20 protein-coding genes are annotated in these 24821 nt (G+C 39.6%); 10 read left to right on the top strand and 10 right to left on the bottom strand.

Annotated features, from left to right (window positions below; genetic code table 11):
- The 3 genes from ABH902_RS14305 to ABH902_RS14315 form a co-directional block, all read right to left on the bottom strand.
- Window positions 1–380: transposase (locus ABH902_RS14305; RefSeq protein WP_404591840.1), on the bottom strand; the 380-nt coding region annotated here is incomplete at its 3' end.
- Window positions 381–638: 258 nt separating this feature from the next.
- On the bottom strand, window positions 639–2093 hold the full coding sequence (locus tag ABH902_RS14310) for a glucosyltransferase domain-containing protein (RefSeq protein ID WP_404591842.1): 1455 nt from the start codon (window positions 2091–2093) through the stop codon (window positions 639–641).
- A gap of 275 nt (window positions 2094–2368) precedes the next feature.
- Window positions 2369–2749 (bottom strand): YxeA family protein, encoded by a 381-nt coding sequence (locus ABH902_RS14315; RefSeq protein WP_404591844.1) that lies wholly within the window; start codon window positions 2747–2749, stop codon window positions 2369–2371.
- Window positions 2750–3118: 369 nt separating this feature from the next.
- On the opposite strand from ABH902_RS14315, the gene ABH902_RS14320 reads away from it, so the two are divergent.
- Complete coding sequence (locus tag ABH902_RS14320) at window positions 3119–4774, top strand: alpha-glucosidase (protein WP_404591846.1); 1656 nt, start codon at window positions 3119–3121, stop codon at window positions 4772–4774.
- Window positions 4775–4826: 52 nt separating this feature from the next.
- On the opposite strand, the gene ABH902_RS14325 is transcribed toward ABH902_RS14320, so the two are convergent.
- The 3 genes from ABH902_RS14325 to ABH902_RS14335 all read right to left on the bottom strand — a co-directional run bounded on the left by ABH902_RS14325 (window position 4827) and on the right by ABH902_RS14335 (window position 8020).
- The gene (locus tag ABH902_RS14325; protein WP_404591848.1) at window positions 4827–5375 is read right to left on the bottom strand and encodes an STM3941 family protein; all 549 of its coding nucleotides are present in this window, start codon (window positions 5373–5375) and stop codon (window positions 4827–4829) included.
- A 165-nt stretch (window positions 5376–5540) separates the two neighbouring features.
- Window positions 5541–7040, bottom strand: coding sequence for an NAD-dependent epimerase/dehydratase family protein (locus ABH902_RS14330; RefSeq protein ID WP_404591850.1), 1500 nt, complete (start codon window positions 7038–7040; stop codon window positions 5541–5543).
- Window positions 7037–8020 carry an NAD-dependent epimerase/dehydratase family protein gene (locus tag ABH902_RS14335; RefSeq protein WP_404591852.1) on the bottom strand — a complete coding sequence of 328 codons (984 nt, stop codon included), beginning with the start codon at window positions 8018–8020 and terminating at the stop codon, window positions 7037–7039. The genes ABH902_RS14330 and ABH902_RS14335 overlap by 4 nt, the downstream gene beginning before the upstream one ends.
- A 119-nt stretch (window positions 8021–8139) precedes the next feature.
- On the opposite strand from ABH902_RS14335, the gene ABH902_RS14340 reads away from it, so the two are divergent.
- Window positions 8140–9360, top strand: a complete 1221-nt coding sequence (locus tag ABH902_RS14340; protein ID WP_404591854.1) for an AraC family transcriptional regulator — start codon at window positions 8140–8142, stop codon at window positions 9358–9360.
- 147 nt (window positions 9361–9507) lie between these two features.
- Window positions 9508–10725: a pyridoxal phosphate-dependent aminotransferase gene (locus tag ABH902_RS14345; protein WP_404591856.1), complete on the top strand. Its 1218-nt coding sequence runs from the start codon at window positions 9508–9510 to the stop codon at window positions 10723–10725.
- A gap of 92 nt (window positions 10726–10817) precedes the next feature.
- Here ABH902_RS14345 and ABH902_RS14350 read toward each other — a convergent pair whose 3' ends face one another.
- Window positions 10818–10994, bottom strand: coding sequence for a hypothetical protein (locus ABH902_RS14350; protein WP_404591858.1), 177 nt, complete (start codon window positions 10992–10994; stop codon window positions 10818–10820).
- Between the two features lie 185 nt (window positions 10995–11179).
- Between ABH902_RS14350 and ABH902_RS14355 the strand changes: the two genes are divergently transcribed.
- Together ABH902_RS14355 and nagA are read left to right on the top strand one after the other, a co-directional pair.
- Entirely contained in the window at window positions 11180–12007 is an 828-nt protein-coding gene (locus ABH902_RS14355) for a helix-turn-helix domain-containing protein (protein WP_404591860.1), read from the top strand.
- Between the two features lie 99 nt (window positions 12008–12106).
- Window positions 12107–13255 carry an N-acetylglucosamine-6-phosphate deacetylase gene (gene nagA / locus ABH902_RS14360; protein ID WP_404591861.1) on the top strand — a complete coding sequence of 383 codons (1149 nt, stop codon included), beginning with the start codon at window positions 12107–12109 and terminating at the stop codon, window positions 13253–13255.
- A 67-nt stretch (window positions 13256–13322) separates the two neighbouring features.
- On the opposite strand, the gene ABH902_RS14365 is transcribed toward nagA, so the two are convergent.
- The 3 genes from ABH902_RS14365 to ABH902_RS14375 all read right to left on the bottom strand — a co-directional run bounded on the left by ABH902_RS14365 (window position 13323) and on the right by ABH902_RS14375 (window position 15103).
- On the bottom strand, window positions 13323–13907 hold the full coding sequence (locus tag ABH902_RS14365; protein ID WP_404591863.1) for a DJ-1/PfpI family protein: 585 nt from the start codon (window positions 13905–13907) through the stop codon (window positions 13323–13325).
- A 92-nt stretch (window positions 13908–13999) separates the two neighbouring features.
- Complete coding sequence (locus tag ABH902_RS14370) at window positions 14000–14383, bottom strand: hypothetical protein (protein WP_404591865.1); 384 nt, start codon at window positions 14381–14383, stop codon at window positions 14000–14002.
- Between the two features lie 54 nt (window positions 14384–14437).
- On the bottom strand, window positions 14438–15103 hold the full coding sequence (locus tag ABH902_RS14375) for a DNA/RNA non-specific endonuclease (protein ID WP_404591867.1): 666 nt from the start codon (window positions 15101–15103) through the stop codon (window positions 14438–14440).
- Between the two features lie 161 nt (window positions 15104–15264).
- Between ABH902_RS14375 and ABH902_RS14380 the strand changes: the two genes are divergently transcribed.
- The 5 genes from ABH902_RS14380 (at window position 15265) to ABH902_RS14400 (ending at window position 24775) form a co-directional block, all read left to right on the top strand.
- A complete protein-coding gene (locus ABH902_RS14380) occupies window positions 15265–15966 on the top strand; it encodes an ABC transporter ATP-binding protein (RefSeq protein ID WP_404591869.1) in 702 nt (233 codons plus the stop codon).
- Between the two features lie 9 nt (window positions 15967–15975).
- Window positions 15976–19401: an FtsX-like permease family protein gene (locus ABH902_RS14385; RefSeq protein WP_404591871.1), complete on the top strand. Its 3426-nt coding sequence runs from the start codon at window positions 15976–15978 to the stop codon at window positions 19399–19401.
- A gap of 296 nt (window positions 19402–19697) precedes the next feature.
- Entirely contained in the window at window positions 19698–20222 is a 525-nt protein-coding gene (locus tag ABH902_RS14390; protein ID WP_404591873.1) for a hypothetical protein, read from the top strand.
- 18 nt (window positions 20223–20240) lie between these two features.
- Window positions 20241–21716 carry a flotillin family protein gene (locus ABH902_RS14395; protein ID WP_404591875.1) on the top strand — a complete coding sequence of 492 codons (1476 nt, stop codon included), beginning with the start codon at window positions 20241–20243 and terminating at the stop codon, window positions 21714–21716.
- Window positions 21717–22126: 410 nt separating this feature from the next.
- Window positions 22127–24775, top strand: coding sequence for a hypothetical protein (locus tag ABH902_RS14400; RefSeq protein ID WP_404591877.1), 2649 nt, complete (start codon window positions 22127–22129; stop codon window positions 24773–24775).
- Window positions 24776–24821: the final 46 nt, after the last annotated feature.

Below are 24821 nucleotides of genomic sequence, written 5' to 3' on the forward strand. Positions count from 1 at the left end.
GATTCTTCATAAATAGTTGACTGGTGTCTCTTGATTTTCCGTACATATTGCCAGTGAGTTTGCGCAAGACGATGGGCATCTTGTTTATCAGTTTTGAGCACACGTAACCCGTTATCTAGCTGTTTTTTCGCTTCTAAAGGATTCAATAGGCAATAAGAAAAGTGATTGTTTTGGCAAAATGTTTCGATTACTTTTGAATAAACACCCGTTGACTCGAACACAATACTTGGCGTTTCAGGCAGAGCCAAAATTTCTTGAAGTAAGGTGTCAAATCCAGATTTTGTATGAAGAATTTCTCCTTCAGAGAGACAAACATTCTCTTGATAAAGCACTTTATAACTTTTCCCCATAGAAACATCCAACGCAAGTACATAAGCCATTCTTTTCATCTTCTTTCTTTTTTTCTGAAAGGTTCTTCACTGTTTCATTTCGTTCCTAATTTCCTAAACACGAGCTCGAAGCCCCAACATACTTAAACCAGATTTTAAAATGACAGTGAAGGAGACCGTTTTTTGATAGGGACTCGAAGTCCATGTGGACATGGTCGATCTTCCTTTCACACTCTACTATAAACCTAAAAAAGGAAAATAGAGGAGAAACTCATCCGTCGATAAGTTTCTCCTCTAATCTTAGTATGTTTATTTTGCAATAATATATAGTGCCTTTTCCTTTTGATAGATATCGTAGTAATAATCAGTGGATTTTAATGTGCTGCGAGACTTGTCAAACTCAGCTGAATTGAAGGGCTGAATGTCAATGTCTATGCCAGAATAGGTTTTAAAGAGTACCTGATTTGGCCAGAAGAGCGCACTATTCGCTGGTACTAGATCTTTTAATATTGGATAATTTCTTGCTGTATTTTCAACAATCGGAGAATCTTTAAAAAGTGTTGTTGCGTAAACTTGCTGCTCCTTAGAAGAAACGAAATTTTTCAGGTCATCAGCTAAAAGCATGCTCTGACGTTCAAACGAGTCTCGTTGATAAGCTAAGGAAGCTGCATAAACAAATGGAAATGACAGCAGATAGAAGCTAAACAAATAGAGTAACCCTTTGGCACTAAAAGCGAGACTGAAAATATTCGGCAGTAGACTCAATACTAAAAGACAAGTAATTACTGCAAACACACTAAAGCCATAGGCATAACGCGGCGCAGCTAAAGCTAATTTTTCCGGGAAAATTAGAAATACTCCATAGCTTAAAATCGCTCCTAAAACTAAATATAGAAATGCATAAAGCAGCCCTTTCCATTTATTCGTACTCGCTGCAAGTATACTCACGATACAAAATAATAAAACGATCAGAACAAAAAGTAAAAGCCAGATACGTGTACTTTGTTCGGCGATTCGCTGTAAGTACATTTGGCTATTGCTGATGAAAACAGCCGGAATATCCTTTAATGCAGCAATCGCAACATTTCCGCCGCGACTAGCAATGTCAGGATTCAGCTTAGTCTCAAGAAGATAGACAATCATAGCACAGATATAAGCACTTGCTGCAAGTCCTGTTTTTTTGATCACAGCCACTAAAGAGCCATTAGCTAATAGTTCTTTAAATGAAAGTGCTAAAACTAAAACAATATAAATGCCAGTAGAAGCCTGATAAGTATTGCACATTAAAAAAATTCCAACGCAGGATAGAAGAAAGAAATGCGCTGTTTTACTTGACCACCAAAGAAAAGGAATGACAGAAAAAAGAACGCTAAATGCCATATACGGACTATCAAATCTGAAGCTGATATTCTGTAAAAACCAAGGATTTAATCCAAGCAATGTTGACACAACAAAGGCTGAAACGGGCGGTTGTTTTTTATTGATAACAAAAACTACTATTACACTAGCCGCTGTAAGAATTACGGCCGTAACCAATGGTGAAAGCAGTCCCGTATCTGTTAAATGCCTGCTGCCTTGGTATATCCAAGCTAAAATTTCGCTTCCCCAGCGCGAATATCCTTCAGCAAATTTTGAATATCCCCATAATTGTCGGCCTACATCATCCAAATATGGAAAATTCACTAAGCCAATGGCAAGTAAAGCGAACGAATAAATCGCAAAAACTATGCCGATTTTATACCTATTTTGTTTTATTAACCCCAAATTACGACACCATCTTTCATCAATCGACGTTCTTATTAAAAAGTGAGTAAGAAAAGTAAAAACAACTTTTGCACCACTCTTGTCTTGAACGCATTCTTGTATTTCCTTTGTAAATTATACGTTAAGGCAAGACCATCTTCAATGAAAACTTCATACAAAAAACGAGTGCATGAAAAAAGTAAAAACTACTTTTGTCACACACTCATCTATGCTTAAAAAATAAACAACTTAGAAATTGTTATTGCTTACACTTAAAAGCTTAATTGTATTTTGCTTTATTTTAATTTTTCCTTTACTTTATCAGGCAATTCTTGCTCAGAAATATACGTCGGACCTTCAAGTACACGCTTTTTACTCATCTTCACTTTAATATAAGTGCCGGGTTCCAATGGTTTTTCATCGTCTCCGGATACTTGATAGCTTTGTTTTTCCACACGTCCATCTTCTTTTACAAACGTTAGATTATAATCATAAGAATACCAGGGTGCATTGTTGCCGATGCCGCTTTTACTTTCGTGTTCTATTTTTTCAGGTACTGCGTCGGGTACTTGCGCATAAGCCGTTTCTCCTACATAGGTTTCTTGGTAATAGTGATAGCCAAAAAAGCCAAGCATTACTACTGCTATAAAAAACAGTAAACCAAAGATTTTTTTCATTTTTATGCCTCTTTTCTTGAATAGTGGCTATATTCTAACGGATTTTTTCCGATTATGTCATGCTTCTTTTCGATCATTTTTGTAAGAAAACCCTACATATTTGTTCGTTAAAATAATTAATGAGCGCACGTAACAGCAGACAGAAAGATCTATTTTTACGGTAATCAGAAAATGGCGTTAATTATTTTTACCGCATTGTCTTCATTTCATGAAATATTCATGTAAAATAAAAAAATTGACTTTTTTGTAATTATTCTTGCTATTTAGTTTAACCATATTTAAGAAAATATTACGAATAAGGGGAAGCTATACGCTTTTATTTTAAATCTTACTATAATATAGGAAATTGTTAAAATGAAGGTGAGACAGATGATGATTAAGAAAGCTTGGTGGAAAGAAGCCGTTGGTTATCAAATATACCCAAGGAGCTTTTTAGATACAAATGGGGACGGAATTGGTGATCTTAACGGGATACGTGCAAAGCTGGATTATCTGAAGGATCTGGGGATCGGTTTTATTTGGATCACACCAGTCTATGAATCTCCTAATGTCGATAACGGCTATGATATTAGTGATTACCAGAGGATTCTCTCAACGTTCGGTACGATGGAGGAATTTGATTTATTACTGGAGGAAGCACACGAATTAGGAATAAAGGTGATTATGGATTTAGTGGTTAATCATACTTCTAGTCAGCATCCCTGGTTTTTAGAATCAAGATCATCACGCAAAGATGATTATCGCGATTACTATATATGGGCAGATGGACAATTGGACGGCCCTCCGAATGATTGGACCTCCATTTTCGGCGGCTCTGCCTGGGAGTACGATGAAGCAACGAATCAATATTATTTTCATGCGTTCGCTAAGGAACAGCCTGATTTGAATTGGGAAAATCCGCGAGTAAAACGCGATGTCTTTACCATGATTAATTGGTGGCTGGATAAAGGTGTGGATGGTTTTCGAGTAGATGCCATTTCGCACATAAAAAAAGCGCCCTTGGAAACGGTGACTGCAGACGATCCTTTTGCGCCGTTTAAAAATGTAACAGGTATTGAAAATCATTTGGAAGAATTACGGGATGTTTTCAAACAACGGGACATTTTAACGGTTGGTGAAGCAAATGGTGTTGGAGCTAATGAAGCACAGCAGTGGGTCGGCACAGAAGCAGGCTATTTCAATATGCTTTTTGAATTTGATCATATTTCGCTTTGGAATAAAACCGAGCAAGAAGGTTTGGATGTGATTCAATTTAAGCAGGCACTAACTGCTTGGCAACAGGCTTTGGCTCATGGGAAGGGCTGGAATGCGCTATATATGGAAAATCATGACATTCCTCGCTCCGTTTCTAGCTTTGGTAGTGAAGAAACTGTCTTTTGGCGAGCTTCTGCTAAAGCGCTGGCACTTAGCTTTTTACTATTGCAGGGAACGCCGTTTATTTATCAGGGTCAGGAAATCGGTATGACTAATATGCCGTTCCAGTCCATTGATGAAATCGATGCGGTTGATACGAGAAATTTCTACTATGATATGCTGCAGACAGGAGTAGCTCCTGAAAAGGCGCTTGAAATTATTCGGCAAACAGCCAGAGATAATTCACGCACACCAATGCAGTGGACTGCAGAGGAATTTGCAGGCTTTTCAAAACGTCAGCCCTGGCTGAAAATTAATCCTAATAAGCAATCTATTAATGTATTGGATGAACAAGCCGATCCACATTCAATCTTGAACTTTTACAAGGAAATCATTCGTTTAAGGAGAGAAAACGAGGCTTTAATTTATGGTGATTATACACTTTATTTGCCTGAGCATCCACAGCTATTTGTGTATGGGCGCCGCTTAGGAGAAGAACGTTTTGTTGTTTTAATCAACTTATCGAAAGAATTTGCTTCGGCCGATTTACCAGAAAATGTCCACATTGAGGACTGGGAATTAGTCTTGTCTAATTTAACAGGTCGCAAGATTCAGCAGCATACATTATTTGCTCCCTTTGAAGCAAGAGTATATCATTTTAGAAATGAATAGAAAAAACGTGAAACAACAGCGTCTGTTGCTTCACGTTTTTTAATAAAGAGCATTAGTGTACTTCGTTGGCGTTTTGCCAAAAAAGGGTCATTTCTTTTAAGAGCTGATTTAATGAAACACCTTTTGCCTGTTGAGCAGTAATACTAATTTCGTAAGCACCAAGCTTCAAATTAGCTTGGACTGCTTTGCGGTGAAAAGACGAAAGTGAAGCCAAAAAAGCTTCGCTGTTTTTCATTTTTACAGTAATAAAGGGCTGTCCCATAGTGCTGAAAGTCGCTATATCAGCGACATCCTGCCATGAAATGAGCCGATCTTTGGTTGCCATGGCGCTAGAGTAGTCATAGAAACCATCTTGGGTTAAAACGATCAGCTGTTTACCTGCTACAAATTCCTTAATTAAAAAAATCGTTCCAAAACCAAAAAAGAGGACACCTAAAAGACCAAAAATCACGATTAAATAATTAAGAAAATAGCTGGTTCCGTAGCCGTCATTCTGCTTAATAAAAATGACCAAAAAAGAGGCACCAACCATTATGATTGCAGCGATTATAAGTAAAAGCTGCTTTCCTTTACTTTCATAGACAACAAATTCATTTTTCATTTAACCTACTCCTTAAATAATTATTCTATTTATATAATAGTTTACCATTTAATTTAAACACTTATGATAAAAAGTTAGAAATTCTGCCTAATTTCAAAGGTAAAAATGAAAAAGAAAATTGAGCCGTTAATATTTCAACGGCTCAGTCTTCTTAAATTTAACTATCTATCGAACATCCGTATCTTTGACAGTTTTTTCATAACGCTTCGGTAATTCATTTTCAGCGTGAAGAGGCTGCCAGACTTGAGCGAAGAACGGACTGTGTTTGGCCAAATGATGGAAGTCCCAGCTTTCACGTTCGCATGTATCACACCAGTGTCCTGCTTCTAAAATCAAACGCGGACTTGCTTCAAACTGGTGACCACAGTGGCATTCAAAGGTTAATTTAGTGCGCCAATCGCCAATCGTCATTTGTTTAGACAAACAGCGCCCGCCGCGAAAGACAGCTGCTTTTTGAACATCCTCTAAAGATAATTCTGCTTCCGGCTGGTCTTCATCATAGCCATGATCTAAAATAATCGGCTTACCGGCTGGACGGTAAAGGACATATTGATCCCAACCGGGAATTTCAGCCCATTTTTCACGGGAAATAAAGAAAGGCTCCAATTTATCTTCTTCATTGTGGATGAGCCAATGCAAAGGACCAGTATCAGATAAAGCTGCTTCAAGATTTTTCTCCCGAATTCCTTGCTGAATCGCTTCTAGCGGTACCTGCGCTGCGTCTGAACCAGCTGCTTGCTGCATAACTCTACCATAATATTCAATAAAGTCATCGACTGTTTGGGTTCGGAATTTCAAAATGTCATTTAGCTTGTCAGAATCCAAATACCATTGTCCATGGAAGTTATGCGTGGCATACCAGTTAGGTTCAGCAACTGTTCTAAAATCATCAATACCGACTTTTGCCATCATCTTACTCATTAATTCGTAATTCGTTACACGGCAATCCTCGCCGCCGCCAATATTGTAAACATGTCCCCAGAATTCTTCCGGAACCCAATCCTCGCAGGCGTTGGCACATAATAAGCCCGAATCATGATCAGTGACCCATTCCAAAACATTATTTAACGGCTGGTGGAAGCCAATGCCTTCGTTATGGCTGAATTCTTTAATAGACATAATGCCCGTTTGTCTTAAGGAAACCCAATGCTTGATGCCGGATTCAATGACGGCACGTTCCGCCGCAATTTTTGAAACAGCGTAATAATCATGGACACTTGGCTTCAGCGGATCGCCGACGCGGCCCCAGTGAATCGGTGCCATACGATCACCGGTTTCTGCGACCGTACCAATATTCACCAGCTTAATATCATCATGATTCGGCTGCGCTAAAACGGCACGAATCAGGTTTAAGGTACCGCCGTAATTAATCGCCATCGCTTCTTTCGGATAGCGGTCAGCCGCAGGAGAAACAAAGGCGGCACAATGAATAACATAGTCACAGCCGGTCACACAATTTAACACATCCTCATAGTTCGTTAAATCTCCCCACACAACTTCTAAATTAGGAGTATTGGCAAACTCCTGCATAAAGAGTCGATTTTTTTCTGAATTTCGTGCCAAAGTGACCACATCAAAGCGATCAGGACGTGCAAGCAGTTCTTTCATTGCAGCGCCGCCCATTGTTCCGGTTGTTCCAGTGACGAATACACGTTTTTTAGTCATTTCATTTCCTCCTCTGTACATTTTGCTAGTGTTTCTTTAATCGATGCTATCACATCATGGGCTTTAATTCCCAAGCGATCCATGGTGTCTGCGGGATTTAGATATAAATCCTCGGTTTGCAATTTTGCGCTGACAGTCATATGAATGCCATGCTCCAAGCCGGCCGCTGCTGCCTGCTGATCAATCTCTTCATAAACTGGCAACATTTCGGCATAGTCCACGACTGGAATCTGAGTGGTTTTTGTTTGACCTAAGGCTTGTACAATCATTTGATAAAATTGCTGGTATTTCATATTCAGAGCTGAAATAGCGTAGGTACTGCGGTGTGTGCCGTTTTCCAGCGCACCGACTGCTGCTTCAGCTACTTGTTCAACCGTAACCATTGCTGTGCCGCCTTTTAAAGCCGGATAGACTGCCTGACCCTTGATTTGATCGCTAAACATTTTCCACAAAGGCATTCTACCGGGCATTGTGCCGAAAATGTATGGCAGGCGTAGTGACATCACACGCATACTGCCTTCACCTTCAGCAAAGGCAATTTGTTCCTGTAGCAAACGCATCGCCGGATAAGCTTGTCTTTGTAAGTGATAGTGAGGGAATCGTTCAGCAAATTCAGCAAAATAAGAGCCGAAAACCACAAAGCTTGTCACGCCGGCCTGCTTGGCTAAACGGGCTAAGCGCTGAGTAGGTAATACGTTAGCTTCATAGAAAAACTTCATTGCCGGTTTTTCCGGAATTGTACGCTCATCCGCACCGGCTGCGTAGATAAAGCCTTGACAATCACTTAACACAGCTTTAATTTCCGCATCGCTTAAGGCCATTATGTCACCTAATGTGCAGGAAACCTCAGCAGGCAGTAGATCTGCTTCTGGTAAGGGCGGCAACGCCATCGTTTTGACTTGATACCCTCGCGCTAAAAGTTCTTTAATCGTGTAATAGCCTAAAAAGCCAGTTCCGCCTAACACAAATACTTTTTTCACTTGACTCACTCCTTATTGAAATCGTTTTCTAAAGTGTAAGTTAAAATTATGGCAAAAAAAAGGACTAAACCTTCCTAATCACTAACCTAATTGCTAGAATAAAGAAGGAGGTGTCGGCTATGGAGCAATTCTTTGACAATTTGCCTTATGTCAGCTCAGATTATATATCAGAAAATTTTCATCCCAATCAGTTGCGGATTCAGCAGGAAACCATTCGGGCAGATGAGGCGATTCATCATAAAAACGAAGTTGAATTTATTTATATTTGCAGTGGCAGCGGCAGTATTCTTATTAATGGCAACCTTTTTTCAGTTACAACAGGAGATTTACTTTTTTTGCAGCCTTATCATGTTAATGCTTTACGTTTGCAGCCCGGACAAGTGCTGACAATTTATCGGATTACCTTTTCATTGGGTTTGCTGCTGCTCATTAGTACCAATCGGCAAGAATACCTGGCTGCTATTAAGCAGGTAGAAGATGCTCAACCGATCCTCAGCTTGGCTAAACCGCAAAGAAGACAAGTGCTTTTTCTATGTAATGAAATTTCTATAGAAAAGCAGCGAAATCATGAAATGAACAATAATTTGAATGTCAGCTTAGTGGCTTTTTTAACGTATATTTTTCAGCATTATCAGCAAAAGCTGACACCAACGAAGCAACCTAGAAATCTAGCTTGGGAAATTTTGGAGTTTATCCAAGTCTATTATCGTAGTCCGCTTACTTTGGCGATTTTAGCCGAGAAGCTTCAATTGGAGCCAAAGCTAGTTAAAAAGATTCTATATCAATTAACCGGTGCCAGCTTTCAAGAGAATCTGAACCGAACTCGCATCCGCAATGCAGTGGCTTTACTGCAGTTTGAAGAGCTTTCCAGTAACCAAATCGGGAAAATCTGCGGCTATCAAACAGAAGCCAACTTTTACAAAGCATTTAAACGACTGCTGGGCGTCACCCCTGCTGTTTATCGACAGGAACAAATTTCCTATAATTCTAGCCAAACACGAATGGATGCCTGGGAAATTTATCTTTATATTCAGGAAAATTATCGGCGGGATCTGTCATTAAAAAAAGCGGCGGAGGAACTGAACGTCTCGGAAAAGAAAATCAATCAGTTGTTGCGTGAAACCTTTGCCAAAAATTTCAAGGAGATTTTATTGGCAATCCGTCTGCAAATCGGTAAAAATCTGTTAACCTCCGTTGACAAAACAATCAAAGAAATTAGCTATATTGTCGGATTTCAGGAGGTTTCATTGTTTCGTCGCCATTTTAAGAAATGCTACGGCTCTACGCCAAAACAATACGCGCTTAGCCATAAGCAGCAACTGTCCACTTTAAAAAATTAAGATTGCTCATCAAAGAAAATCGATTATTAAAGAAATAAAAAAGCAATGTCTGTTAAAAATTTAGAAAATTTAAAATTTTTGATTGATTTTTCATGCTGGTTGGCGTAACTTTAAAGATATAAATTTTTGAAAATGAGGGATGACAGTATGAGAAACTTTGAGAAATCCAGTAAGCTTGATGGCGTAAGCTATGATGTTCGTGGTCCGGTTTTAGAAGAAGCCGACAGAATGCAGGAAGAAGGCATTCGCATTTTGAAACTTAATACTGGAAATCCCGCCCCGTTTGGTTTTGATGCACCCAATGAAGTGATTCGCGATATGATTACCAATGTACGCAACTCCGAGGGTTATTCAGATTCAAAAGGAATATTTTCAGCGCGGAAGGCCATTGAACAATATTGTCAGGTGAAAGGCTTTCCTAATGTAACCATCAATGATATTTACACAGGTAATGGTGTTAGTGAATTAATTACAATGTGTATGCAGGGGTTAGTCAATAATGGGGATGAAATTTTGGTTCCGATGCCTGATTATCCGTTATGGACTGCGTCAGTTTCTTTAGCAGGCGGGACACCTGTTCATTATATTTGCGATGAGCAGGCAGAGTGGAATCCTGATATTGATGATATCAAGAAGAAGATTACTTCAAATACTAAAGCCATTGTGCTAATTAATCCGAATAACCCTACTGGCGCGCTGTATCCGAAAGAAATTTTGGAGCAAATCGTTGAAATTGCCAGACAAAACGAATTGATTATTTTCGCAGATGAGATTTACGATCGTTTGGTGATGGATGGAATGACACATATTCCGGTTGCGACTTTAGCGCCTGACTTGTTTGTAGTGACTTTAAACGGCTTGTCTAAATCGCATCGCGTAGCCGGGTTCCGTTGCGGCTGGATGGTGCTTAGCGGCAACAAAAAACATGTTAAAGGCTACATTGAAGGCTTAAATATGTTAGCGTCAATGCGACTTTGCTCAAATGTTTTGTCCCAGCAGATTATTCAAACTGCTTTGGGCGGCTATCAAAGCGTGGATGATCTTTTGCTTCCCGGTGGTAGAATTTACGAGCAGCGAGAATATATTTACAATGCAATCAATGACATTCCAGGGCTTTCTGCAGTCAAACCGAAAGCTGCGTTTTATATTTTTCCTAAAATTGACACTGCACGCTTCAACATTTATGATGATGAAAAATTTGTTTTAGATTTTTTACATGAGCATCATATTTTGTTAGTGCATGGCGGTGGCTTTAACTGGAAGCAGCCGGATCATTTTAGAATTGTCTATTTGCCAAAAATGGAAGATTTAAAAACGACTACTGCGAAAATGCGTCAATTTTTAAGTAATTATCAACAAAAGTAAACCCGATTGAATTCATGACAAAAAAGCGACTCAAAACCAAGCCGGCTTTGGGTCGCTTTTGGTTGTCTTAAAAACAAAGATAAGTTTGCAACTTATTCTGTTTCTTGACAACTTTTTTTACTGATTACCATTCGATTTGTATACTTTTCAACCATATCCGGACTGGGGTCCGAAACAACAACCAAATAAGCATTTTCATATTCTTTCTCGACATAGCCCATATAATTGCTTTTCTCCCAACGAAAGCTGATCCGTCTCTCCTGTGCCATAAGTAACACTCCTTATTTGTATTAAATTCAATCGTCTTGGTTAAGCTTTAGGTAATGTTCTTGCAGTATATTATGCAATAAAGTAAAATAAATGCATAATGCGAATTCGCATATTTTTACAAAAGGTAGATGAAAATACTCTTTTTACTTAATATAGTATGTCAATTTGACCTAGGGGTGAAGTTATGAATTCTTTTGGAGCGGTGATTAAAGAAATTCGTAAGAATCGAAAATTAACACAAAAAATGTTATCAGAAGATATTTGTTCACAAAGTGTATTGAGTCGGATCGAAAATGATGAGGAGCTGCCAAATGTCGTAGTAATGCAGCAAATTTGTCAGCGCTTAGGTGTTACGATGGATCAGATTATGCAGTTTAAGTCGGAGGATGTTCGCTTAGTTACGCGTATGTTTGATAAAATTGCGGATTATTTTCGTCATAAGGAATACCAAAAGATTTTAAATTATATGAAGGAAACAACGATTGAAGAACGTCTGCATCTAGACACGGACTGGCAGCGTTACTATTATTATTTAGGCAGCTGTAAATTTTATCTCTATAATAATTACGAGCAGGCAATTTTAGACTTGAAAAAAGGGCTATCCTATACGTATCAAGCGAATAAAGCCAATCTTTCCGACTTTGAAATTCAAGTAATCAGCTGTATCGGCAGTACTTATGGGAGTGCCGGCAACCCGGCGGAAGCAGAAAAATATTTGAAGCTAAGCATCCACTATTTTCATAAATTACCTAACATTCGAGTAAATGCTGAGCTGACCAAGATTTTTTTCAATTATGCAAAATTCTTAAGAGAACAGAATCGCTTGGAAGAAGCGCAAATATATATTGATCAAGGCATTGTTTGGGCTAGACATCGCAATAGCTACTATTATTTAGAGGAACTGTTTAAGCTAAAAAGTCAATTAATGGAACTGAAACAAAATCATGAAAAAGCAGAAGAATATCGGCTTCTTTCAGAGCAAATTCGTCGGATTGAAACTATAAAAATCTAAAAATCAGACAAAAATTTCAAAAAGGTCTACACCATTCTTGACTTCTTTCACGTTTAAGAGTACGTTTAAAGGAGAAAAATTAAAGAAAGAAGGATGACGATGAGAACGTTTATCTTTGCTGACAAATTCTTTTTGAAAAGCGATGTTAAAGGTCCAGGCTATCTGGAAATTACGGACGGATTATTTGGCGAATATTTTAAAGAGCTGCCAGATCCGTCAGCGAAAGTAATCAGAGAAGAAGGAAAATGGGTTGCACCGGGCTTGGTGGATACCCATATTCACGGATATATGAATCATGATGTCATGGACAATGATGCAGAAGGCTTGAAGGTAATGTCTGAGGGCTTACTTTCCTGCGGTGTAACTTCGTTTTTACCAACAACTTTAACTTCAAGCAAAGAGCGCTTGAAGGAGGTTGCTCAAACGATTGGCGAGGTCTATCAAGAAGTACCAGGTGCTAAGGTTCAGGGGATTTATTTTGAAGGTCCTTTTTTCACTGAAGAGCATAAAGGCGCTCAAAATCCCAGCTATTTCGGCGATCCGGACTTGGCTACTTTTAATGAATGGCAAGAAGCTTCCGGCGGTTTAATTAAGAAAATCGCTCTGGCGCCTGAACGCAAAGGCGTGAAGGAATTCGTTAAAGCAGTGACTGAAGAAGGCGTCGTGGTATCTTTGGGACATAGTGATGCGACTTTAGAGCAAGCGACTGAAGCTGTAGAAGCCGGTGCCAGTGTCTTTGTTCACGCTTATAATGGTATGCGCGGATTAAATCACCGCGAACCCGGTATGGTGGGAGCGTTACTTTCATTAAACCATGTTTTTTCTGAATTAATCTGTGATGGTCACCACGTACATCCCAATGCAGCAGACATTTTAATGGAAAAAGCCGGACATGATCATGTGGCTTTAATTACAGATTGTATGATGGCCGGCGGTATGCCTGACGGTAATTACAATCTTGGTGAATTTCCGGTTGTAGTAAAAGACGGAACAGCTCGCCTAGAATCAGGCAACTTGGCTGGTAGTATTTTGAAACTAAAAGAAGCGATTAAAAATGTCGTGGATTGGGAAATTGCCACGCCGGAACAAGCAATCATGATGGCTTCTTTAGTACCGGCTGTCAGCTGTAAAATCGACGATAAATGTGGAATGATCGCTAAAGGGCGTGAAGCTGACTTTATCGTATTAAATCCAGCGATGGAATTAGAAGCAACGTACTTAGATGGTGTGGAACGTTACCGCGCCTAGAAGTGACTGATTAAATGAAACAAACATGAAGAACGAGTCAACTGACTTGCGCTTCATGTTTTTTCATTTATTCATTATAGCCCATTGCTTGTTTGACTGTGGTCATCATTGTTTCACCCGCTAGCATTTTCAGTAGCTCAAAGGCAACATCAGCTGAGGTTTCGGGACAATACGAGGTGATAATGGTGTCATCGACAACGATGCGCTCATTCATCACCTTTGCGCCAAAAGTAGCTAATTCTTTTTGGCGATAGCCGTTTTTTAAATGATAAGTGGTAGCTTTTCGATTCATCAAAATACCGCTTTTTCCTAAAGCGAGTGCGCCTACACAGATTGCAGCAATCGGTTTTTTCTGATGTTCAAAGGCGCTAATTAAAGCAGAAAGCTGCGCATCATATGCCTCATCGTAAAAACCGTATTCTTCAAAGCCGCCCGGAATTGCTAGGGCATCATACTCATTAACGTCTATTTCGGTGATACACTTGTCTACTACGATCGGAATACCAAAAGTGCTGACCACCGTTTTTGTAAAGCCGCAGGTGTCTACTGTTATCTGACAGCCAAAATCATTTCTGGCCCAGCCAAACACATCCACGAATACACTGAATTCCATTGTTTCAAAACCTTTTGCGCAAAACAATAATACCTTCATTTTTAACCTCCCGAATGAATTGTCTAACTATTAAATCCTATTAATAGGATAGCCTTTTCGGAGAGAGAAGTAAATCGCTTCTTGATTATTGCTTAAGGACTAGGCAAGATGGCAGAAGAAAGAGTGCCATTTTCATAAGCGATAAAAAAATCCGTTAAAAATAGGTCATGTTTTTCAATATCCGCTTTATAAAGCGAAACAGGTATCACAAAGGTTTGACTCAGTGTCCCAGCAATGTAATCTCCATCAATCGTTTGAGCAACCACTAAGAAACCTTCACTCTGCAACTGAGTCACGTCGGCTAGAGAAATCGTTTCTTCAGAAGCCAAAACCTGACAATTTTGCTCAAACTGCTTTTCAATTGTCGAACTAAAGATGAAAAAAGCATCAATTTGCTGTGTTTCTGCCAAGACACAGGTTAAAAAAGCGTGCGGGTCATTTTGCGGTATTTTTTCTTTTATAGCTTGAAAATCCATGTTGCACCTCCAATTGCTCAAATTTGATTGGCTATTAATCTCAGTGATGTCCGCCTACTTTTCATTGAAAATTGTCACTCGAAAATTGATGCTTGACTGCTTAGCTAAGCCTTTTGCTTCTAAATCTATCTGCTTACAGAGCAATTCAGTTCCTTCGTAAACAGGTGTCACACGATAACGGACTGTTTCTCCCTTATCCAAGGCCTGACGAATCTGATTTTCATACTTTGTCATATAAGGCGTATTAACAGGTGTTTGGTAAAGAGTCGTTAAATTTCGTGCATCATCACCGGTTCCGCCTAGCTGGCGTCCGATCAAATGTCCGCGTGAATGATTATAAGGGTCTAATCCCGAAATAAAGCCCGGCGGTCGAATGTCTTTATTAGCGGAAGTTCCGGTATTTACCATAGCTGGCTTCAATAAAGCATCAGCACCAGTTGCCCGACCCAGTGAATCTACAGCATCATAGTGAATCCAGCCCTTTTTACTGTCTTTCATTTCATCTGCTGAAAAGGTGGCTGACCCTAGTTCCTTTGGTCCCGGATTTGTTGACGTGGTTGATTCTTTTGTTGCCGGCTTGCTCTGTTCTTGAGTATGGATCCCGAAGAAAGACTGAATATCGTTCGGTACTTGAATACCCAAAACGCCTAAAAGTAGAATAATTAATGCGGCAGCCAGCATAACAGCTGGACTAAAAGGCGGTTTTTGTTTTTTTGCCATAATTTTCTCCCATCTATTGCCTAACCTGCTATTGTCAATAGGTTAATATAAATACCTATCTATTATACGAAAAATACTAAAAAAATCAAAAAAGCTTTTACCTTGAAGAGGACTTGTTCGGCGGCATGTGATAAAATCTTTCTGAGAGGAGATTTGTGTAGATGGCATATATAGAAGTAATTAATGAATATAAACGATACCACATGGGTGATACCACTATTGCGGCAAATGACGGTGTTAGTTTTTCCGTAGAAAAAGGTGAGGTGGCGGTTATTTTAGGTCCCAGCGGTGCGGGAAAATCAACTGTTTTAAATATTTTAGGCGGGATGGATTCCTGTGACGAAGGGCAGATTATTATTGATGGAACCGACATTGCCAATTTTAATGAAAAACAACTGACCAAGTATCGGCGCAATGATGTCGGATTTGTGTTTCAGTTTTATAATTTAGTTCCTAATTTAACAACGAAAGAAAATGTAGAGCTGGCATCTCAAATCGTTACTGATGCTTTAGATCCGGTGGAGATCTTAACATCTGTCGGTTTAGGCAAACGATTAGATAATTTTCCTGCTCAGCTTTCCGGCGGCGAACAGCAACGGGTCACGATTGCCCGGGCAATTGCTAAACGCCCGAAGCTGTTGTTGTGTGATGAACCAACCGGTGCGCTGGACTATGAAACTGGGAAACAAATTCTAACGATTTTACAGGATACTGCGCGTAATACTGGCACAACTGTCCTGATTATTACCCATAATTCCGCTATTGCACCTATGGCGGATCGAGTGATTCGAATTAATGATGCGAAGGTTCGTGATATTACGATCAACGAAAATCCCCAACCTGTAGCAGATATAGAGTGGTAGGTGTAAATAGTGAAAAAGACAGCTTTGTTTAAAACAAGTATCCGTGAAATCAAACAATCCAAAACACGCTTTTTATCAATTATGGGAATTATTTTCTTAGGCGTAATGGTTTTCGTCGGTTTAAAAGCAACGGGTCCGGACATGACCAGAACAGCAACCAATTATTATCAAAAACAAAAATTGGCAGATACACGCGTAGTTTCCTCCTTAGGCTTGACGGAGCAGGATGTAAAAAAGCTTGAGCAGCTGGACGAAGTAAAAGCTGTTGTTCCAAGATACACGACAGATATTGCTGTCAGTGAAAAAAATGCGGTCGTTAAAATGATCGGTTATGATTTGAAAAAGAAAACGGAACTGAATCAGTATCTGGTTGTTTCCGGACGCTTGCCTGAAAAAAGCGGTGAAATTGCGCTTGATGCTTTAGCCAAAATTTCCGGAGATTATAAAGTAGGCCAAAGCCTATCCTTATCCGCAGAAGATAATGCGGATGGTACTGTTAAAAAGGAAAAATTTAAAATCGTCGGTTTTGTTCAATCCCCTGAATATATCGACAATACCTCTCGGGGGAACACGACGATCGGTAAAGGAACTTTAGATTATTTTGTGGTAGTACCCAAAGAGGATTTGGCTGTAGAGACCTATACGGATATTTTAGTTTCCTTTAAGAATCTTGAAGACACTGACAGCTATTCAGAAACATACAAAAAAGTGCGCGATCAAGATCAAAAGAAGGTCAAAGCAGCACTGAAAGAACGACCAAAACAACGTGCGCAAGAAATTCGTAATGATGCTCAGGAAAAGCTAGACAGCGCACAAAAGAAAATTACGGACAGTGAAAATCAATTAGCAGAAGCACAAAAAGCGTTGACTGAAAATAAACAAAAGCTGGATAGTGCAAAAGCAGAATACAATCAAGCGCAAGCCGCTTATACAGAACAAATCACCACAGCTGAAAATACATTGGCTGAAAAGCAAAACGAGGTGACTGCCGGAGAAGCTGAATTAACAGCTCAAAGAAATGAACTGGAAGCTAAAAGAGCGGAATTAGCTCAAAATGAAGCGCAGGTTGTCCAAGCGCAGCAAACCCTTACTGATTTACAGGCTCAGCGTGCAGATTTGGCGGTTTCAAATGATTCTCTTACACAGCTTGCCAACGGCTATCAAAGCTTAGCTGCTTCCGTCGCCATTTTGGATCGTGTCCCGGATGAATTATTGCCTGAAAGTGTCGGCGATGCTGCGGGACAACTGCAAGCAGCTTTGCAATCCTTAGGTAACCCGCCGGAAGTATCCAACACAGTGAATCAGTTGATTGACCAACCTGTTCGCGGGAATATCGCTGTAGTAATGAACGCCATCAACAGTGCATTGACGAGTCTTTCAGAGCAAAAGACGCAAATCAATCAAGGCATTGCGACGCTGGATCAAAACATTCAAACGATCACCCTCTCTGTTAATCAATATCAGCAAGGAATGCAGGCCATCAATGAAGGGGCAGCCCAACTAGATCAAGCCCAAGCACAGCTTGACGAAGGGAAAAATCAGCTGGCAGCCGGTTACCAGCAGTTAGAGCAGGCCAAAGCAGAAGGCCAGGCACAATTAAATGAAGCAAAAGCGCAAATTGATAAAGGGCAAGCCGCTTATGACGAAGGTGCAGCTGCTTTTGACAAAGAACAAAAAACAGCACAATCTAAATTAGAAAAAGCCAAAAAGCAATTAGCGGATCAGAAAAAAGAATTGGCGGATTTGAAAAAAGCGGATTATTATTATTTCACTCGTAAAGATAATCCCGGCTACTCAGAGTATGATGATAATGCCCAGCGGATTGCTTCGTTGTCCACTGTTTTTCCGATCTTTTTCTTCTTGATTGCAGCATTAGTCAGTCTAACGACAATGACACGAATGGTGGAAGAAAAACGAATGGAAATCGGCAGCCTGAAAGCGTTAGGCTACAAAAATGGTGAGATTGCCTTTAAGTTTTTGCTGTATGCAACCTTTGCCAGTCTGTGCGGCGCTCTTTTAGGTTTAGTAGTGGGTTATTATCTATTTCCAACGATTATTTTCAATGCGTACGGACAAATGTACAATATTCCTAATTTCGTGACGCCATGGTATGTGAGTCATAGCTTAGTTGGGATTCTCGTTGCTGTTTTATGTACGGCAGGAGCGGCGATGGTGGTCTTACGCATTGATCTCTTTAGTACACCGGCTATTCTTTTGCGTCCAAAAGCACCAAAAGCCGGTCAGCGAATTTTTCTTGAAAGAATCAAGCCGATCTGGAATCGAATGGGCTTCATAGAAAAAGTAACGGCACGTAACTTATTCCGTTATAAACTGCGGATGCTGATGACAGTGGTAGGCATTGCGGGCTGTATGGCTTTAATCATTACTGGCTTTGGCTTAAAGGATTCAATTACTGATATTGTTGAGATTCAATTTAATAAAATCTGGCACTATCAAGCGATTGTTACCTTCAAAGAAAATCCGGATCAACAAGAAATGCAAAAGTATCAGAAGGACATTGAAGCACTTTCGGATTTGAAAGGCACGATGCCGATTTATTCTGAAATTCTAACGACAACGGATAGCGCCTATGCGAAGCAGGAAGTTTCTATTTATGTACCGAAAGAACCTCAAAAAATCGATCAGTATATTCTATTTAATGAGCGAAAAGCGGGTAAAGAACTTTCATTATCGGATGATGGAGTCATTATCAATGAAAAACTGGCCAAGCTGTTCCATTACAAAGTTGGCGATCAATTAACCTTGAAAAATAGTGATAATCACAGCTATCAGCTTAAAATTCAGGGGATTGTCGAAAACTATACAGGTCATTTTGCCTACCTGTCTCCAGCTTATTATGAAAAGATTTTTGACAAGCAGCCGCAATACAATACGGAATTTCTGCTGTTTAATCGTACGCCGAATAAAAAGACGGAAGCAGCCATTGGGAAACAATTGATGGAAAATACAAATGTTTTGAATGTTTCATTCTTGTCTGTCACCAGTGATGCACTGGCAGATACTGTACGCAGTTTAAATATTGTGGTTTGGGTGTTGATTACTGTTTCTGGTCTATTGGCATTTATTGTGTTGTACAATTTAACCAACATCAATATCTCGGAACGGATCAGAGAATTATCTACGATCAAGGTTTTAGGCTTTTATGATAAGGAAGTAACGATGTATGTCTATCGTGAGAATATTGTATTAACGCTAATCGGCATTATCTGCGGCTGCTTCTTTGGGAAGCTGGTACACAGCTATGTGTTGACCACCGTAGAAGTGGACATGCTGATGTTTTCACCAACGATTCATTGGATCAGCTATCTGTATTCTGCGTTAATCACTCTATTCTTTACACTGTTAGTTATGATCTTTATGCATAAAAAATTGAAAAACGTTGATATGATTGAAGCGTTAAAATCAAATGAATAAATGAATTCAGGGTGTGACGGAAAAGCGTTTTGCTTTCCTGTCACGCCCTGTCGCTATTTTAAACAAAGCAGTAATCTTGAAATTGAGCGAATGTCGTTTCTTTCCGTTGTTTTGTAGTATCTTACTAAAAAATTGTTATTTTATAGCGACTTTCCAAGAATAGCTGTCATTTTAAATAAAGTATTGGTAAAATAGAAGTATCGTCGGAACAGGAATAAGGAGAAGGAAAAAGTACGCTGTCTTTAGCAGGGAGATGGGGAACAGGCGTAACAAGTTTGCTGGGAAGGAGTGAGGATATGATTCAAGGGATTCCGATCGTAACCATTTATATGTATGCGTTAATCGTCTGTGCAGGACTAGCATTTTTACTGCTGGTTTTTGGCGATATTTTTAATTTTGATGGCCCGGTAGATCCGATGCTGATTATACCTTGGGTGGCTTTTACTTCGTTGTTTGGTTACTTAGGTGAAAAGCTGTTAAATTGGGATCATCTGACCTTATTTATTATCAGTGCGGCGATTGCCTCTGTTCTAGTGTTCTTTTTAAATTTTTATGTATTGGTACCGCTTAGAAATGCTGAAGCAACGATTTCGATTTCAGAAAAAGACATGGAAGGCAACACAGCAGTTGTTGTCACGCCGATTCCGGTTCGCGGAATGGGCGAAATTCAATTCAGCAGTGTGACTGGTTCGATCAGTCGCCCAGCGGCATTTTATGCACCACAGGAACGGCCGCTTGAAAGAGGCGCTCAGGTATTGATCATTGAAATTAGAGAACGTGTTTGCTATGTCGTTCCCTATGAAGGAAGCCTACAATTATAAATCAAAGGAGTAGAGAAGATGGGATTAGGAATTTTAGGACCAATTGTTTTAGTTATTTTTATTTTATTGATGCTGCTGATCATTTTTATTTCAAAATATCAAACAGCAAAACCGGATGAAGCATTGATTGTCAGCGGAAGCTATTTAGGAACTAAAAATGTTCATACGGACGAGCGCGGCAATAAAATCAAGATCGTTCGTGGAGGCGGAGCTTTTGTACTACCTGTCTTTCAACGTTCTAACCGCATCAGCTTACTTTCAAGTAAGCTAGATGTATCGACGCCGGAAGTTTATACAGAGCAAGGAGTACCGGTTATGTGTGATGGTACATCCATCATCAAAATTGGCTCTTCTGTTGAAGAAATCGCTACAGCAGCTGAACAGTTTTTAGGTAAAACCAGAGAAGAACTGGAAAATGAAGCGCGCGAAGTACTGGAAGGTCATTTACGTTCAATCCTCGGTTCAATGACGGTGGAAGAAATTTATCAAAACCGTGATAAGTTTAGCCAAAGCGTCCAAGAAGTAGCCAGCGTGGATTTGGCCAAGATGGGACTGATTATTGTATCCTTTACCATTAAAGAGGTACGCGATAAAAACGGCTATCTGGACTCATTAGGGAAACCAAGAATCGCCCAAGTAAAACGTGATGCAGATATTGCCGAAGCTGAAGCGCTGAAAGAAACCCGTATCAAAAAAGCTGAGGCAGAAAAAGAATCACAACAAGCTGAATTACAGCGTCAAACAGAAATCGCTGAAGCGTCGAAGGAAAAAGAATTAAAACTGGCTTCTTATAAAGAAGCACAGGATATCGCAAAAGCCAAAGCAGACCAAGCCTACAATTTGGAAAGTGCGAGAGCGCAACAAGAAGTTGTCGCTCAAGAAATGGAAGTAAAAGTCATTGAACGTCAAAAGCAAATTGAGCTGGAAGAAAAAGAAATTATTCGTCGTGAAAAACAATACGATTCAGAAGTGAAGAAAAAAGCCGATGCGGATCGTTATGCCAAAGAGCAGGAAGCTTTAGCCCAAAAAGCACGTGAAGTAGCCGAAGCTGAAGCGGAACGTTTCCGTGTAGAAGCCCTAGCTGAAGCCGAAGCGAACCAAACACGTTTAGCTGGTCAAGCGGAAGCTGAGTCCATTTTAGCACGTGGGGCTGCCGAAGCCGAAGCGAAACAAAAGATTGCGGATGCCTTTAAAGAATACGGCGAAGCTGCTGTTTTAAGCATGGTCATGGAAATGCTGCCGCAATTAATGAAAGAGGCTGCTCAACCGCTTGGCAATATTGATAAAATTTCTGTGGTGGATACCGGTGGCGGTAGTGAAAATGCTGGTGCGAATCGAATCACGAATTATGCCACTAATTTATTAGCCGGCACACAAGAAACATTAAAAGAAACAACAGGCTTAGATGTAAAAGAATTAATTGAAAACTTCTCTAAAAAAGGCACAAGCAGCAATGTAAATGTCTACAGCGAAGAACCTAAAACAGAAGAATAACGAAGCACTTGCTTTGGTTAAATAATCAACAAAGGCATCACTTTTCCTTCAATTACAAAGGAAAAGCTGAGGCTTTTGTTTTTTTGTTATGTACAAGCTAGAAAGGCTGGCAGAATATAATAAGATTTCACGCTAAATATATTTATATTTCATCATTATCGCGATTATAAATCATATAAAAAAACGATCTTTTAAATTTTATGTCGAAAAAATGAGCTTTAATTACAAAAGTTCCTATTATATAAATAACACCAACTTTTTATTAAAAAATAATAAGAATTATATCTTTTTTATCGAAAAACATTGAAAATTAATGTGAAATAACGTATTTTTTACTAAGAAAAGTTTGTCGCTCGCTCATTTTTTGCAAATAATAAATAAGTCGTGCTACAAAAGAAAGGAGCAGATAGTTGAATAAGTTTGCATTATTCATGTCGTGTTTGTTGCTGGGAAATAGTCTAACAACGGTGAATTCAGTAGCTTTCTCTACGAGTACAAAAGAACCTGTATTGGCAGAAACTGAAACAGTCACAACCTCTCAACTAGAAGAGCTAGCAAAAAATGAACAATCAAATAGCACAGAAGAAATAAGCGCAGCTACCCAAACAAACTCGTCAGAAAATCAAGAAGTTTCTACAGAAACGACAACAACTTTTTCTGCTTCTGAAGAAAACCAACCTCAGGATAAACGAAGTGTCGCCTATGAATCTGAACTGCAGGACTCAGACGGGTATTGGCTCGTTGGCGATCTGGATACACTGAAAACATATATCGTTACCGATAAAAAAACGGAATTACGTTTAACGGCAGATATCGATATTGGTTCAACGAATCTAACCTTGTACGATGGCTTTGTTTTAGATGGGGCCGGACATACACTTAGCTATAATAAAGGAGCCAGTACGACTAATGGCTTTCATTTAAATGAATCCGATGCAACTATTACATTGAAAAATCTTAACATTGGAACACCGGATGGCCAAGGTGCTACTGGCTATTACGGCATTGTGAATGGGTATGATAGCTATACGAATATGACGATGATCTTTGAAAATATTCATTATAAAACCTCTAACGGACAGCCTTTTTATAACGTGAATGGACGAATCATTTTAAAGGGTGACAATACGTTTGAGCAGACAGGTTCCTCCACATACTCTCAAGAATGGGCGGAAACAAACTACATAGAAATTGCCTCAGGAACAACTAAAGTTGTTCATAATACAGGAGTGAATTATGGTTTTATTTATGCTCATGGTACCAGCAGCAGCAATCCGTATGCAAGCTCAGTGAATCTAATTGTCCGTTCAGGCGCAACCTTTGATGTTGAAACAGGGCATGCTTTTTTCTATAGTGCTGCTTCTTACGATCATTCAATTATTGTAGAAGATCAAGCCTCGTTCATGGTGAAGCAATCGGGAACAGATGCTATTCGTAAACGATTTATTTATCCTGATTTAAGTACAAGTGCTGCTACTAATTTTCAATTTGGTGATAATTCTAGCGCAAAGCTAGATTTCCAAGTGCCGCTTTCTTTAAATAATTCTAGAGGCGGAATGTCGATCGGAACGAATGCAACCTTTGAAATGAATGTCGCTAATGGTCAGATGTTTTCACTTGGTAGTTCAGGAACATTCAACTTGGATCTTCAAAATGTGAAGAACGCGGATTTTACTGGTACTACCGCTGATACACTAGGGCTAAGGGCGAGTGCGGGTGTAGGTAATCTTTCTTTTCGTGGAACAAATCGAATGAAAGTGACAACATACGATGATCCGAGTGCTAGCTTGCCGAGTGCATCGTTCAATAAAAAGGAAACGTCTTTAAACGTCTTGAACGGAACCTATCAAAATGTTTCAGGTGATCCGTTAAGTCAGGTTGCGTTGGATTTTTTGGGGAGTTCGAAACGATTAGTATTTACCAATGTATTGGTGCCAGATATTTTAACAACGGCTGCTGTAAATACTAGCAGTCAGGAAGCTGACTTGACTGTTACGGTAGAAAATCACGGATTGCCGATCACGCAAATTAAGTATTTCTTATACACGAATGAAGCCGATATTGGTTTAGTAGAAAAAGCCAAACATATTTATACAGATCATCAGCCAATACAAAATGACTCAACCTACCATTATAAAGTCACTGATTTAAATCCGAATACAAGATACTGGCTGCAAGCAGTTGTTTCAAATGAAAATAGTTCGGGCGAATGGGGAACTCCTATTTTGTTCGCTACGGATCCTGTTCTTCAGTCATTGACAATCAAGGAAAACGAAATAACGGAAACCACAGCAACGCTTACTGGTATTTTCGCCAATAATACAGGATTTTGGACAGATTACAGCAAAGGAGAAGAGGAGGCTGTAGGTGGACAAGTCGCTGATTATGGTGTGGGGTATGCTGATGCATCGATTCAACTAGAATATAGTCGTGATCCAGATTTCTCTGAGGTGAAGAGTGTGGCAGTAACCAATCGTTTTGGGGAAAATGACAGTCAGTTTTCAGTGGAATTAACCGCTTTACGTCCTGATTCGACTTATTATGCAAGGGTAAAAGTGACGGGTATTTCTGGTAAAGAGGTTCTTTCACCGCTGGTCTGCGAGTTTAAAACCAACTATGCTGAGGTTATTGATGTTTCGATACCTGTAGATATGTTATTTGAAACGGATAATACCCAGTCAAGTACTACAAATGCAGGAGCTATCCAAACGAAAACGGGCGCTTACGAAATAAAAAATCAGGGCAATGTAGCTACATCGGTGACTGTCACTGATTTTACTGCGAAAAATGCCGAAGCGACGAATATAGAGCTTCTATCTGATTTGAACGGACAAAATAATGCCAATCAATTAGCGTTGAAATTGCTGGCGAAAGGTCGTATGACAACCGAGATTTTTTTAACGCCGGATCTGCGAACGAATCCAGCTTTGCTTGGAACGCTGGACACGGCACAAGCAACTAGTTTACAACTAGATTTTGGCGGAAAATATTATCGTCCTTTGGGTGAAGTTGTACAGCCGGCATATACAATGACTTTAAAATTTGAAAAAGCAGAATAGGAGAGAGCAAAATTAAAACAACAGAGAAGAAACGTAAAAAGAAATG

Origin of the sequence: Enterococcus sp. UD-01, from assembly GCF_044909655.1 — a bacterium.
Lineage (GTDB): Bacteria > Bacillota > Bacilli > Lactobacillales > Enterococcaceae > Enterococcus_L.